11 protein-coding genes are annotated in these 14,608 nt (G+C 64.1%); all 11 read left to right on the top strand.

Features of this window, described 5'->3' with window-relative positions; translation table 11 throughout:
- The first annotated feature begins 70 nt into the window (after positions 1 to 70).
- The 11 genes from rplU to RDW26_RS04785 all read left to right on the top strand — a co-directional run bounded on the left by rplU (position 71) and on the right by RDW26_RS04785 (position 14,605).
- Positions 71 to 376: a 50S ribosomal protein L21 gene (rplU, locus tag RDW26_RS04835; protein WP_118350051.1), complete on the top strand. Its 306-nt coding sequence runs from the start codon at positions 71 to 73 to the stop codon at positions 374 to 376.
- An 18-nt stretch (positions 377 to 394) separates the two neighbouring features.
- Complete coding sequence (rpmA, locus tag RDW26_RS04830; RefSeq protein ID WP_042433844.1) at positions 395 to 646, top strand: 50S ribosomal protein L27; 252 nt, start codon at positions 395 to 397, stop codon at positions 644 to 646.
- A 120-nt stretch (positions 647 to 766) separates the two neighbouring features.
- Positions 767 to 2,161 carry a GTPase ObgE gene (gene obgE, locus RDW26_RS04825; protein WP_307982736.1) on the top strand — a complete coding sequence of 465 codons (1,395 nt, stop codon included), beginning with the start codon at positions 767 to 769 and terminating at the stop codon, positions 2,159 to 2,161.
- Positions 2,161 to 3,303, top strand: a complete 1,143-nt coding sequence (gene proB, locus RDW26_RS04820; RefSeq protein WP_307982735.1) for a glutamate 5-kinase — start codon at positions 2,161 to 2,163, stop codon at positions 3,301 to 3,303. Before obgE ends, proB begins: the two co-directional genes overlap by 1 nt.
- A gap of 48 nt (positions 3,304 to 3,351) precedes the next feature.
- On the top strand, positions 3,352 to 4,659 hold the full coding sequence (locus tag RDW26_RS04815; RefSeq protein ID WP_307982734.1) for a glutamate-5-semialdehyde dehydrogenase: 1,308 nt from the start codon (positions 3,352 to 3,354) through the stop codon (positions 4,657 to 4,659).
- A 1-nt stretch (position 4,660) separates the two neighbouring features.
- Positions 4,661 to 6,058 carry a nicotinate-nucleotide adenylyltransferase gene (nadD, locus tag RDW26_RS04810; protein ID WP_307982733.1) on the top strand — a complete coding sequence of 466 codons (1,398 nt, stop codon included), beginning with the start codon at positions 4,661 to 4,663 and terminating at the stop codon, positions 6,056 to 6,058.
- The gene (gene rsfS / locus RDW26_RS04805; protein ID WP_307982732.1) at positions 6,055 to 6,540 is read left to right on the top strand and encodes a ribosome silencing factor; all 486 of its coding nucleotides are present in this window, start codon (positions 6,055 to 6,057) and stop codon (positions 6,538 to 6,540) included. Before nadD ends, rsfS begins: the two co-directional genes overlap by 4 nt.
- Before the next feature lie 341 nt (positions 6,541 to 6,881).
- Positions 6,882 to 9,347 (top strand): BTAD domain-containing putative transcriptional regulator, encoded by a 2,466-nt coding sequence (locus tag RDW26_RS04800; protein ID WP_307982731.1) that lies wholly within the window; start codon positions 6,882 to 6,884, stop codon positions 9,345 to 9,347.
- A 266-nt stretch (positions 9,348 to 9,613) separates the two neighbouring features.
- Positions 9,614 to 12,424 (top strand): preprotein translocase subunit SecA, encoded by a 2,811-nt coding sequence (gene secA, locus RDW26_RS04795; protein ID WP_298628933.1) that lies wholly within the window; start codon positions 9,614 to 9,616, stop codon positions 12,422 to 12,424.
- 94 nt (positions 12,425 to 12,518) lie between these two features.
- On the top strand, positions 12,519 to 13,619 hold the full coding sequence (gene prfB, locus RDW26_RS04790; RefSeq protein WP_294398860.1) for a peptide chain release factor 2: 1,101 nt from the start codon (positions 12,519 to 12,521) through the stop codon (positions 13,617 to 13,619).
- A gap of 158 nt (positions 13,620 to 13,777) precedes the next feature.
- On the top strand, positions 13,778 to 14,605 hold the full coding sequence (locus RDW26_RS04785) for a transketolase (protein WP_307982730.1): 828 nt from the start codon (positions 13,778 to 13,780) through the stop codon (positions 14,603 to 14,605).
- Positions 14,606 to 14,608: the final 3 nt, after the last annotated feature.

Genomic DNA, 14,608 nt, shown 5'->3' with positions numbered 1-14,608 from the left:
ACTTCGTTGACTTGCTACGGTCGCGCTGCTAAGCTATCGCCTTGCGTTTATTTCGAAAGTAGGAGAAAACATGTACGCAATCGTGAAAACGGGCGGCAAGCAGTACAAGGTTGCCGTCGGGGACAAGCTCAACATCGAGAAGCTGGACGCCGAGGTCGGCGCCACTGTCGAGCTTCCGGTCATCTGCTTCGTCGACGGTTCCACCGTCGAGGCCGATCCGGCCAAGGCAGCTGCCAAGAAGGTCACCGCTGAGGTCGTCGAGCAGTTCAAGGGCCCCAAGCAGCTGGTGTTCAAGTTCAAGAAGCGCAAGAACTACAAGAAGCTGCGCGGCCATCGCCAGCAGCTCACGCGCGTTGAGATCAAGTCCATCGCTTAATTGTAAGGAGGGAATGAAATGGCACATAAAAAAGGTCTCGGTTCTACCCGTAACGGCCGCGATTCCCACGCAAAACGACTGGGCGTGAAGATGTTCGCCGGCCAGCAGATCAAGACGGGCCAGATCATCGTCCGTCAGCGCGGCACCAAGTTCCATCCCGGCGACAACGTCGGCCGCGGCAAGGACGACACGCTGTTCGCTCTGTGCGACGGCACGCTGGAGTTCACGCGTGGCGTGAAGCGTCGCGTGCATGTCCGCCCCCAGGCGTAGCACAAGCCGCACGCGTGTGCGTGGCATCTATGCATTCGCGAAGCCCCCTGCCTTGCAGGGGGCTTTTTTCGTATACAATCAGGGGATACACGCAAACCTAAAACCGATGGAGGTCACATCGTGTTCATTGATAAGGTCCGAATCCACGTTAAGGGCGGCGACGGCGGCGCCGGCTGCATGTCGTTTCGCCGCGAGGCGCACGTGCCCAAGGGCGGTCCCGACGGCGGCGACGGCGGTCATGGCGGCAACGTGGTGCTTGAAGCCGATGCCAGCGTGTCCTCGCTGATCGATTACCGCTTCAAACACCACTTCAAGGCAGAGCGCGGCACGCACGGCAAGGGCAGCCGCATGCACGGCGCCACGGGCGACGATCTGGTGCTCAAGGTGCCGGTGGGCACCGTGGTCCACGAATACTTCGAGGAATCCAAGGAAACCGGTGAGCTCATGGCCGACCTCACCCACGACGGCGAGCGCATCACCGTGGCAGACGGCGGCATGGGCGGTCGCGGCAACATCCACTTCGTCACCTCCACGCGTCGCGCGCCGGCGTTCGCCGAGCTGGGCGAGCCTGCGCAGGAGCGCTGGATCGAGCTTGAGATGAAGCTTATGGCCGACGCGGCGCTTGTTGGCATGCCCTCTGCCGGCAAAAGCTCGCTTATCTCGAAGATCTCGGCGGCACGCCCGAAGATCGCCGATTACCCGTTCACCACGCTCGTTCCCAACCTGGGCGTGGCGCGCTCGGGTGACTTGAGCTTCGTCGTGGCCGACATCCCCGGTCTCATCGAGGGAGCGCACGAGGGGCGCGGCCTGGGACACGAGTTCCTCCGCCATATCGAGCGCACGGCGCTCATCGTGCACGTGGTCGACCTCACGGGCGACTGGGAGGGCCGCGACCCGCTCGATGACTACAAGATCATCAACAACGAGTTGGCGCTCTACGCCGACGAGCTGGCGGCCCGCCCGCGCATCGTGGTGGCCAACAAGATCGACGTCGCGGGTACCGAAGAGGCATTGGAGCGCTTGAAGGCGCAGGTCAAGGCCGATTCCATCGCCGCTGCCGGCGGCAACGAGTTCGCGCCGAGCCCCATCGACCCGAAGGTGTACTGCATCAGCGCGCTCACCGGTGAGGGCGTGGACAGCCTGAAGGCCGCCATCGCCAACCAGGTCCACGAGCTTCGCGAGCAGGCTCGCCAGGCCGAGGCGTCCGACGTGCAGTACGAGCACGTCTGGGAGCTCAAGCGCGAGGCCCGCGACAAGCGTTTCACCGTGCGCAAGCTCTCCGAGGGCGTGTTCCGCGTGGTGGGCACCCAGGTCGAGCGTATGGTGGTGCAGTGTGATTGGGAAAACGAGGAGGCCGTGGTGTTTCTGCAGCACCGCCTCAAGCGCGTGGGCGTCGAGGAGGCGCTCGAGAAGGCGGGCGCCGTCGATGGCGACGAGATCCGCATCTGCGGGCGCGCCTTCGAGTTCGAGTCCACCAGGACGGCCGCCGATCTGTTCGAGGAGCTTGATATCTAATGGAACAGCTGGATGCTAAGGCGGGCGCCGCACGGCGCCTGGTCATAAAGATCGGTTCTTCGACGCTCACCACGTCGGAGAGCAGCATCGATTACGAGTACCTGGCGGCGCTTGCCGACCAGATCGCGAAGGTGCGGGCCGCCGGCTGGCAGCCCGTCATCGTGACGTCGGCCGCCATCGCATGCGGCCTTGAGGCCCTGGGCATCCAGAAGCGCCCCAGCGACATGCCGAGCCTGCAGGCGGCGGCATCGGTGGGGCAGTCGGCCTTGGCCACGGCGTATGCCGAGGCGTTCGCGGTCCATGGCATCGTGACCTCGACGGTTTTGCTGACCCGTCGCGATACTGCCGACCGTCATGCGTATCTGCACGCCCGCAACACGCTTCTGCGCTTGCTGGAGCTGGGTGTGGTGCCCATCATCAACGAGAACGACACCGTTGCCGTCGAGCAGATCAAGTTCGGCGATAACGACACGCTCGCCGCACTGGCCGCGTGCCTGATCGACGCCGATCTCATGGTCATCCTGTCCGATATCGACGGCCTTTACGATGGCAATCCGAACACGAACCCCGATGCCAAGCTCATCCCTCATGTGGAAAGCATCGGGCCCGAGATCCTGGCGGTCGCCGGCGGCGCCGGCTCTACCGTGGGCTCGGGCGGCATGATCACCAAGATCAAGGCCGCGCGCGTGCTCATGGTGGCCGGCATCCCCATGATCATCTGCTACGGTCGCCAGCCTCACGTGGTCGAGGATGCGGCAGCGGGCAAGGCCGTCGGCACGCGCTTCTCGGCGTTGAAAAAGCCTCACGAGATCACGCCCCGCAAGTTGTGGATCGCCCTTGGCGACTCGGCTCGCGGCGCGGTGGTGGTCGATGAAGGTGCGAAGTCGGCGCTCATCGGGCACGGCAAATCTCTGCTTTGCGTGGGCGTTGCCAGCGTCGAGGGTCGTTTCGAGGCCGGCGATATCGTCGACATCAAAGACCTTGCGGGCCATCTGTTCGCTCGCGGCCGCGCGGCGTTCTCCGCCGACGAGGTGGAGCTTGCCTGCGGCAAAACGCGCGAGGTGCTCGAGCGCAACCGCTTGCTCGCCGCACTGACCCAGCGCCCGTTGGTGCATCGTGACGAGCTGGTGGTCTTCGAATAGGGTGGTTTCACCCCATGCTTTGGATATACGACAGAATGTGAGTCGATCATGCTGGAACAGGAAGTGCTGGCGGTCGCGCGGGCCGCTAAGAATGCTAGTACGGCGCTTGCGCAGGCAACCACCCAGGAGCGCAACGCCGCCTTGACCGCTATGGCGCGGGCCTTGCGCGAGCAGTCCGGCGCCATCGTGGCCGCCAATGCCCAGGATATGGATGCCGCACGTAAAGCCGGCACCAAGGAAAGCCTGCTCGATCGCCTGATGCTCGATGAGGGCCGTGTGATGGCCATGGCCGACGCGCTCGAGGACCTGGTGGCGCTTCCCGACCCGCTTAACCGCGTATTCGATTCGCGCACGCTCGATAGCGGCATCCAGCTGTCGCGCGTGGCGGTCCCGCTCGGCGTGGTGGCCGTGGTCTACGAGGCGCGCCCCAACGTCACGGCCGATGCCGCGGGCATCTGCCTGAAATCCGGCAACGCCTGCGTGCTTCGCGGCGGTTCCTTGGCTGCCAAGTCCTGCGCGGCCATCGCCCATGTGCTTCACGATGCGGCGGTTTCGGCCGGCATGCCGGCCGGTTGCATCGGCATCATCGAGTCCACCGATCGCGCTGCGGCCGATGTGCTCATGGGCCTGCGCGGCGTGGTCGATGTCCTCGTGCCGCGCGGTGGTGCCGGCCTCATCGCGCACTGCGTCGATTGCGCGAAGGTGCCCGTTATCGAAACAGGCACCGGCAACTGCCATGTGTACGTGCATTCCACGGCCGATTTCGATATGGCGCGAAACATCGTTGTCAACGCCAAGTGCCGTCGCTACGGCGTGTGCAACGCCTGCGAGACGCTGCTCGTCGACCAGTCCGTGGCCGAGCATTTCCTGCCCGAGCTGTTCGGCATGCTCGCCGACAAGGGCGTGCGCATCCATGGCGACGAGCTTGCGTGCAAGGCTGCTCTTGCCGCCGGTGAAAAGCGGTTACCGACCGATGCCGCGCTGCAGGTCGAGCGCGCTTCCGAGCAGGATTGGGAAACGGAATACCTTTCCCCCGACTTGGCCGTGCGCTGCGTCAGCGGCCCCGAGCAGGCTATCGCCCATATCAACCGTTACGGCACGATGCACTCCGAGGCCATCGTCGCCGATCCGAAGCTTGCCGAAGGTGCGGCAGCCATCGAGCAGTTCGTCAACGAAGTGGATGCGGCCGCGGTGTACGTGAACGCCTCCACCGCGTTCACCGATGGCGGCATGTTCGGCTTGGGCGCTGAGATCGGCATCTCCACGCAGAAGCTGCACGTGCGCGGTCCCTTCGCGCTCGAGGGTCTGACCTCGTACAAGTACGTACTGCGCGGCTCGGGGCAGGTGCGCGCCTAGGATGGGCCTTACGCAAGCTAGCGCCGAAGCCGGGTGCGTGCAAGCGGCGGCTGCGCCCGTGGTCTGCGAGCGCTTCGACGATCTTGGGGCCGACGGCCGTCCGGTACGCCTCGGCATCATGGGCGGCACGTTCGATCCCATCCATATCGGGCATCTGGCCTGCGCCGAGCAGGCGCGCGAGGCGTTCGGTCTGGATGCGGTGGTGTTCATCCCCGCGGGAAAGCCGGCGTTCAAGCTCAAGCGCGACGTCACGCCCGCCGAACAGCGCTTCGAGATGTGCCGCCTGGCGGTGCAGGGCAACCCCGCCTTCGATGTCAGCCGCATCGAGATCGACCGCCCAGGCGTCACCTACACGGCTGATACGCTGCGCCAGCTTCGTGAACATTATCCGGGAAACGTGGCGCTGTTCTTCATCACGGGCGCGGATGCGGTATGCTCCATCTTGAAGTGGCGCGAAAGCGCCGCCATCGCCAGCATGGCGGAGTTGATCGCCGCAACGCGGCCGGGATACGCCCTTTCCGAGGAAACCCGGCTTACCATAGAGCGGTCGGGCAACTTCCGCATCCACATGCTGGAGGCAACGGGGCTGGCCGTGTCGTCAAGCTGCCTGCGCGCCCGCGTGCAAGCGGGCCAGTCCATCCGTTATTTGACGGTGCAGCGGGTGCTCGACTATATTGCCGCCCATGGGCTCTATGGTTGGAAGCGGAACAGGGAAGCGGTGTGCGAAGTGAGCGAAGTCGAACCGGATCAAGGTAGGGTAACGGAGCTGGGTGCGGCAGACGTTCTCGGCGATGCGTTTTACCAGGCCCGACGCGAAGACCTCGCGCATCGCGTGAAACGCAACCGCTTCGAGCATTCCCTGGGGGTCTCCGAGACGGCGGCGCGCATGGCGCGGGTCTACGGGCAGGATGAACGTCTGGCCCGTCTGGCGGGACTTTTGCACGATTGGGATAAGGGCTACGACGACGAGGGCATCCGCGCTCGCGCGGTGGAGCTCGGCATCGCCGATCAGCTGGCAAGCTATCTCGATATGCCCCATCTGCTGCACGGTCCTACCGCCGCGGCAGCGCTGGCCAGGGAATTCCCCGAGCTTCCGGCACCGTTGCTGCAGGCCATCCGCCTGCATACCACCGGGGCCGTAGGCATGTCGCCGCTCGACCTTATCGTGTACGTGGCAGACGTCATCGAGCCCGGGCGCTATTGCGCGGGGGTCGACAAGCTGCGCGATATGGTGGGGAAGGTGGAGCTTGAGGAGCTGTTCATGGCAACGCTCGTATACGTGGTGGGAAACCTCATCGAGCGTCGCAAGCTCATCCATCCCGATACCGTGACTGTTTGGAACTATTACGTGGCACGCGCACGCAAGCGCGCCGCAAACGATGCGAAAGGAAGCAAGTGAACGAGGCAGTGGACAACAACGCCCCCATCAGCCAGGGCGTGGATATGTACGGACGTCAGAAGCCTGATCTTCTCAGCCCGCGCGAGTGCGCCATCATCGCCGCGCAGGCCGCTAACGAGAAGAAGGCCACCGATATCATGGTGCAGCAGGTCGGCGACCTGATCGGCGTCACCGAGTACTTCGTCATCTGCACGGCGTCGAACAATCGTCAGGTCGATGCCGTGGTCGACGAGATCGAGGAACAATGCCGTCTGCGCGGCGGCGCGAAGCCCTATCACATCGAGGGCACGGCCGACGGCACGTGGTCGCTGCTGGACTACGGCAGCTTCATCGTGCACGTCTTCCAGCCCGAAACGCGCGATTACTATCGTCTGGAGTCGCTGTGGAACGACGCGCCCCTGGTCGACCTGGAAGGGGAGGCCGGCTTGACCGATCTGACCTATTCCGAGCGCATCGCCAAGCTGATCGGCCGCGAAGCGTAGCGCTCCGTCGCCCTTAACCGTTCAAGGCGCCGCCGGTGCCGTTAGCAGATGCCCGCACGTCGCAAGGAGTGCGGGCATCGTTGTATTCGGATCTCGAATCTATTGTGAGTTCGCTTTGTGATACCCACAATATATAGTTCGAATAATCCTATGGTTTGCGAAAACACGTGAGATCACCTTGTATTATCGAAATACCGGCTCTTGTCAACATCAATATATTGCGGTATGGTGGCGGCATCACAGGCCAAGCATCCGATCCCGTCTTATAGGGGGTTTGCAGGATGCTGTCCTTTTTAGCTCAATCGGCGTGCCGCGGTAACCGGCCGTCCAGGTTCTCTTCTTTGCGCGCGTATCCGCGCCCGGCGCTGGTGGCCAAGCTGCTGCGCGAGCGCAACGTCGCGCGGTTCATGGTGGCCCCGTCAGGTTTCGGGAAAAGCACCCTAGCACTTGAATACGCTGAAACGGTGTTCGCGTTCGACCATGTATTCTGGATCGATTGCGCCAGCCCGTGCTTTTTGCGCGATCTAGACGCGCGCGGCATCGTCGATGGTCTCGTCGAAGTCGACGATCAGTCTTTTCTCGCCGTGTTCGAGGATGTCCCGCCGCTTGATTCCCTGCGAGCCGAGTTGTTCGGCGCCGTTCTCGATGATCTGCTCGACCGAGGTTGCGAGGTGCTCATTACCTGTACACCGGCGGCGGATGTGTTCGCCGACCAGATCGATCGCATGCTCGTAGGCGCGGGTGACCTGCTGCTCAGCGACGAGGAGGTGGATTTCGCGCGCCTGCCTTCCGACATCGCCGAGATCCCGGCGCACGATGTCGCGCGTTGCAGCCGCGTGGCGGCGCTTGCCTGGGGAGATTCCGTATCGCCTGCGTTTTTGGAGCTTGCCGCGTCCGAGGAGCTGCCCGCTGATGTGATGGCGGCCTTGTTCGCCTTGCTGTGCTTGGGGTCGGGAAGCCTTTCCGACGCCCGGCGCATCGTTCGCATCGACGATGAGGTGGCGCAGCTTCTGGAGCGAAGCTACGTCTACGTGGGCGTCGATCGCGTGCGCGGCACGTTTTGCGCGGCTCCGTTCGGGGTGCCCCAGATCGCCCAGGCGTTCTTGGATAGGCTGGCGAATCTCGGCGCGAGCGCGCATGAGGATGCGGGCGCGTTCGTGTTGCGATTGGCAGAGGCCCTCATGGATGCTGGGCGCTGTGCCCGGGCTTGTGAGGTCATGCGCTGTTTGGCATCCGCTCACGTGCGCTGCACCTGGCTTGCTTCGCAAAGCCGCCGGCTGCGCGATGCGGCGTGCCTTCTGAATGCGCGCACGTTGTATGCAAGCTTGGATTCCCGTCAGCTTGACGCCCAGCAGCATCTTGAGGAGGCGGTGCGCTGCGCGCTGTTGGGCGAGAACGTGGCGGGCTGCCTTGCGGCGCGTCGCGCTCTTGCCTGCGGCGCCGACCTCGCGCAGCAGGCGGTGGCGCACCTCGTGCACCTTTCCGGCTCGGTGGGGGAAGCCGCTGCCGCATGCGTGTCGGCCATACGCGAGCTGGGCGATGGGCCGTTTCCCCATCTGAACGCCATGGCCTGCGTGGTCGATCCGGCGTTTGACGAGGACATCCTTCCCGTGCAGGCGTGGCTTATGGCGTTCGAGGGGGCGGAGCTTGCGGAAGGCGCGCTGCTGTGCGCCGCGAAGCTGCTTGACGATGCGGGCGGCTCCGATGGGTTGCTGGCGGCGCAGCTGGCCGAGCGCGTGGGCGCTGCGGTCGCCCGCGACGTTTCCCGGGCGTTTGCTGCAACCGGGTCGCTCACGCTTGCCCAGGCCCTTGCGGCTTGCTCGTTCTCGCGCGTGTTGGAACGCGGATACTTGGATATGCCAGGCTTGGACCCCCGCTGCGTAATGGCGGCGAACAGGCTTGAGAGGGCTCTGTCCATGCAGCGCATGGAGTGCGAGCGCGCCCGTGCCCGCAAGCTGCGCTCCCGCGCGTCGTTCGAGAGCACGCATCCCGATGCGTTTCGCAAAGTGGCGTGGGGAACGGCAATGCCTGCGACACCGGCGCCGCCGCGCCTTACCGTGAACCTGTTCGGCCGCTTGGAGGTGAAGGTGGGCGATGTTGCGGTCGAGTCGGGGCACCTTTCACGGCAGAAGGTTCGCTCCCTGCTTGCCCTGCTCGTGCTTAACCGCGGGCGCGACGTGTCGCGCGATCGCCTGGCTGCGCAGCTCTGGCCCGAGTCGAGCGCGTCATGCCGGCGAAAGAACTTCTATGCCACCTGGTCGCAGCTGCGTTCAGCGCTATCCACGCCCGAGGGCGATTGCCCTTACCTTGTCAGGCATCAAAACGGCGTGTGCATCGAGGCCCGCCTGCTGGCAAGCGACGTTCTCGAGCTTGAGGAGGTATGTCGTGCGTTGCTGTTCAACCGTCCGGGGCGCGGCGGCTGGGGACATCTGTTCGCGCGGGTCGAGGATTCCTTCGCCGACGAGCTTCTGCCGGGCGACGATGGCTGCGATGTCATCGACGGGCTTCGCGAGGATTGCAAAAACCGCCTGGTGGATGCCCTGGTGGCGGCATCGGGGAAGCTGCTTGACTCGGGCGATCCCCGGGAGGGACTGTGGTTCGCCCGTGCGGCGCTCTCCCGCGACGACTCACGCGAGGACGTGTATGTGGCGCTCATGCGCGCCCAGATCGCCTCGCTGCAGCGCACCGCGGCGCTGCAAACCTACTTCGCCTGCCGGCGGTATTTGGCTGACGATCTGGGGATCGACCCTTCGGCAGAGACGATGCGGCTGTATCGCTCCATCATCGAGGTCGAGGAGCGCGTGTAGAGTGCCATCGCTGCAAGGGCGTACGAGGGCGGCGCCCTTGCAGCGCTTAATGCGGGCGATTTCGTTTCGGTGCGTGTTCGGGCGACGTGCGCCGGGGAAGCAGAGGTCCTACGAGGGCAAACCCCTGCGATCAGCCGCGCGACGCTGCGAAGAAGCTGTGCAAGTCGGCCACTGGAACTTAGCTGAATTGAGGATATGTTAGAGTAAGCTGATTGAACGAACCCGCGCCGGCATACAGGGCCGGCGCTGAAAGGAATGGCGCTCTTATGGCAGGTTTCCTCTCCAAGCTGCTCACGTTCGGCGAAGGTAAGCAGCTGAAGAATTACCAGGCCCTGGCCGACAAGATCGGCGGCCTCGAGCCCGAGATGCAGGCGAAAACCGACGAGCAGCTGCGCGCGTTCACCGACGAGCTACGCGGCCGCGTGCAGGCTGGCGCCTCCACAGCCGACGTGCTGCCCGAGGCGTTCGCTGCGGTGCGCGAGGCGTCGGTGCGAACGCTGGGCATGCGTCACTTCGACGTCCAGCTCATCGGCGGTATGGCGCTCAACGACGGTCAGATCGCCGAGATGCGCACGGGCGAGGGCAAGACGCTTGTGTCCACCCTTGCCGGCTATCTTAACGCCCTTGGCGGGCAGAACGTGCACATCGTCACCGTCAACGATTACCTGGCGCGCCGCGACAGCCAGTGGATGGGGCAGGTGTATGAGTTTCTGGGCATGAGCGTGGGCCTTATCCAGAACGGCATGCGCCCCGAGGCCAAGAAGCTCGCCTACCAGGCCGATGTTACCTACGGCACCAACTCCGAATTCGGCTTCGACTACCTGCGCGACAACATGGTCACGCGCGCCGACGCCCGCGTGCAGCGCGGCCATCATTTCGCCATCGTCGACGAGGTTGACTCCATCCTCATCGACGAGGCACGCACGCCGCTGATCATCTCCGGCGCCGGCACGCGCGCCGCCGATACGTACAACAAGTTCGCCCGCGTCATGCCCGCCTTGAAGCTCGACGAGGACTTCGAGATGGACGAGGCGAAGAAGACCATCAACGCCACCGAGTCGGGCCTCACCAAGATCGAGACCATGCTCGGCATCGACGATATTTACGCCGACCCGTCCGGTCAGCTGCCCAATCACCTGCAGCAGGCGCTCAAGGCGCAGTTCCTGTTCCATCGCGACGTTGACTATGTGGTCGTTAACGGCGAGGTGAAGATCGTCGACGAGTTCACGGGCCGCATCATGGAAGGCCGCCGCTACTCCGAGGGCCTGCATCAGGCACTCGAGGCCAAAGAGCATGTGCAGGTGCGCGAGGAGAATCAAACGCTCGCCACCATCACGCTGCAGAACTACTTCCGCCTCTACGATAAGCTCTCGGGCATGACGGGCACGGCCATGACCGAGGACGCTGAGTTCCGTCAGATCTACAAGCTGCCGGTTGTGGCTATCCCGCCGAACAAGCAGGTCAAGCGTATCGACGAGGACGATTTGATCTACCGCACCGTCGATGCGAAGTTCCACGCCGTCGCCGACGACGTGGCGGTTCGTCATCAGGCTGGTCAGCCCTGCCTTATCGGCACGGTGTCCATCGAAAGCTCCGAGAAGCTCTCCCGCCTGCTCGACAAGCGCGGCATCAAGCACGAGACCCTCAATGCGAAAAACCATGAGCGCGAAGCTCATATCATCGCCCAGGCCGGCCGTGTCGGCGCCGTCACCATCGCCACGAACATGGCGGGCCGCGGTACCGACATCTTGCTCGGCGGCAACCCCGACGTGCTCGCCGATGACGTGCTGCGCGAGCGCGGCCTCAACCCCGACCTTGAGCCCGGCATGCAGCCCGCAGATGAAGACGGCCTGCCGGCGCCTACGGAGGGCCAGCGCAAGGAGGCGCTCGGCATCGCCCGCGCAACGTGCAAAGCAGAGCAGAAGCGCGTCTTGGAGGCAGGCGGCTTGTGCGTCATCGGCACCGAGCGTCACGAAAGCCGACGTATCGACAACCAGCTGCGCGGTCGTGCCGGCCGTCAGGGCGACCCGGGCACCACGCAGTTCTACCTATCGCTTGAAGATGACCTTATGCGTCTGTTCGGCGGTTCGCGCATGGACAAGATCGGCGCCATGATGGAGAAGACCAACATGCCCGACGATATGCCCATCCAGGCATCCATGGTGTCCAAGGCCATTGAATCGGCTCAGCGCCAGGTTGAAAGCATGCACTTCGCAGCGCGTAAGAACGTTCTGGAATACGACGACGTTATGAACCTCCAGCGCAAGGCCATCTACGAGGAGCGCAACGCCATTCTGGACGGCAAGGACATGGAAGGCCGCATCCCCGAGATCGTGGCCGATGCCGTCGAGGCCGTGGTGGAGGAGAGCTGCCCCGAGAAGCTGCCCAGCGACGATTGGGATTGCAAGGCTGTCGATATGTGGGCGGCGTCTATGACGGGCCTTAACGACTTCCATGTGGCCGAGGTCGATCACGAGGACGACCCTGCGCAGGTGTGCGAGGCGCTTGAGGCGTATTTGGACGGCGTGGTGGCGCAGAAGACCGCCGAGCTTGGCGAGCCGATCATGCGCATGCTGGAATCGCAGGTCATGCTTCGTATCATCGACCGCAGGTGGATGGCGCATCTGCAGGATATGGACTACCTGAAAACCGGTATCGGCCTGCGCGCCTTCGGCCAGCGCGACCCGTTGGTTGAGTACAAGAACGAGGCCTACCGCGCCTTCAGCAACCTGACGCATTCCATGTACGAGGAATATCTGCGTACCCTGCTCCGTTTGCAGGTGGCGGCATCCGCCGCTCCGCAGATGCCTGCCGAGCCCAACCCGCTTGAGGGCCGCGTGAGCTACTCCAACCCCGAGCAGGCGCTCGGACAGACGGGCGTTGGCCATGCGGTCGCCCAGCAGCAGGCTGCTCAGCGTGCGCAGCAGGCGGCAGGTTCGGCCCCCAAGCCCGCTCCGGCGAAGCCGCAGACCTACGTCAAGGATAAGGATGACCCGTTCGCCAACGTGGGACGCAACGACCCTTGCCCGTGCGGGAGCGGCCTGAAGTTCAAGAAGTGCCACGGCAAGGACAGATAGCTTGAACACGGCGTCTTCGAAGGCGCGAAGAAACTATGCACTCCAACGCCCCGCACGCAAGCGCGGGGCGTTTTGCTGGTAGTATGGAATAACTATGGCAGATAAAGAACTGAAAGATATCGAGCAGGTTGCCCAGCGCGTCGCCGATGCGCATGGCTTCCTGCACATCGATGACAAAACCGCCCAGCTCACGGCGCTCGACGCGCAGATCGCGCAGGCGGGCTTCTGGGACGATGCGCAGCGTGCGCAAACCGTGTCGAAGCAGGCAAGCTCGCTGCGCGACACCATCGACGCGTACAACGCCGCCGTCTCGTTGCTCGATGACGCCCGTGCCGCGCATGAGCTGGCAGGGGAGGACCCCCTGTTCGCCGAAGAGGTGCAGCAGACCCTTGAAACGCTTGACGGCAAGCTCGACGCCCTTGAGGTGGAAAGCTGGTTCTCCGGGCGTTTCGACGACGGCGACTGCATCCTCACCGTCAGCCCCGGTCAAGGCGGTCTGGAAGCCCAGGACTGGACCGAGATGCTGTACAACATGTACAGCCGCTATGCGGACTCGAAGGGCTGGAAGGTCAAGGTCCTCGACCTGGTCCCCGGCGCGGAGGCCGTCGGTCTGAACAAGGCCACCTTGCAGATCGAAGGTCGTTTGGCCTACGGCATGCTGCGCAGCGAGAACGGCGTGCACCGCCTGGTGCGTATCAGCCCAACCGACGTCAAGCAGCGCCGTCATACCACCTTCGCTGCTGTTGAGGTGCTTCCCGTGCTCCCCGACGATATCGAGGTCAACCTCGATATGAACGATGTGCGCGTGGACGTGTACCGTTCCAGCGGACCGGGCGGCCAGTGCGTCAACACCACCGACTCGGCCGTGCGCTTGACGCACATGCCCACGGGCATCGTGGTCACGTGCCAAAACGAGAAGTCGCAGCTGCAGAACAAGGATGCCGCCATCCGCGTGCTGAAATCCAAGCTCTACGAGATCGAGCAGCAGAAGCGCCGCGATCAGATCGACGAGCTGCGAGGCGAGCGCATGGAGAACAGCTTCGGCAGCCAGATCCGCAACTATGTGCTGTTCCCGTATCAGCTGGTCAAGGATGTGCGAAGCGGCGTGGAGACGGGCAACGTGGACGCGGTGCTCGACGGCGACATCGACCAGTTCGTGGTGGGCTACCACAAGTGGCGCGTGTCGCAGGAGTAGCTCTCAAGGTGCTTGCGGGCGCATGAAGCGGCTGCGAGCGCCGTCCTCTTGCTGGCGCAACGCCGCCGATAGGGGAGCCATGGTATAGCGATAGCGGGATGCGGGAAACCGCGTTCCCTGTTGATAGTGAAAGCGTCAAAACGACGAAAGGACAAGCAATGACCGAGCTTGAGCAGCGGGCATGCGATATGCGCATCGACATCGTGCGCATGATCGCCGAGGCGGGAAGCGGACATCCCGGCGGCTCGCTTTCGTGCACCGACATCCTCACCGCGCTGTATTTCGGCGGCGTGATGGATCATGATCCGGAGCAGCCGAAGTGGGAGGACCGCGACCGGTTCGTCCTGGCGAAGGGCCATGCGGCGCCCGCGCTGTACGCGGCGCTCGCGCATGCCGGCTATTTCCCGCGCGAGGAGCTCAAGACGCTGCGCAAGCTGGGCACGCGCCTGCAGGGCCATCCCGACTGCAACCTGTGTCCGGGCGTCGAGGTTTCCACCGGTTCTCTCGGCCAGGGCCTGTCCATCGCCGCCGGCATGGCCGCCGGCCTGAAGCTGGCGGGCAAGCCCCAGCGCGTATTCTGCCTGCTCGGCGACGGCGAGTGCGAGGAGGGCCAGGTTTGGGAGGCCGCCATGTGGGCCGCCCATGAGAACCTGGACAACCTTGTGGCTATCGTCGACCGCAACCATCTGCAGATCGACGGCGACACCGCCGACGTGTGCGACCCCGGCGACATGTGCGCCAAGTTCTCCGCGTTCGGCTGGGAGGCAAGCCAGGTGGACGGCCACGACATCGATGCGCTCATCAAGGCTCTGAACGCCGCCAAGCGCGCCGCCGACGGCCGCCCGCATGTTCTTGTGGCCAACACCATCAAGGGCCGCGGCGTGTCGTTCATGGAAAACCAGGCTGGTTGGCACGGCAAGGCGCCCAATGCCGAGCAGACCGAGCAGGCTGTGGCCGAGCTCGAGGCCGCACGTAAGGAGGCATAAGCG

This window comes from uncultured Senegalimassilia sp., from assembly GCF_902464545.1.
GTDB lineage: Bacteria > Actinomycetota > Coriobacteriia > Coriobacteriales > Eggerthellaceae > Senegalimassilia.
This window is presented reverse-complemented; position numbering and strand designations above follow the sequence as displayed.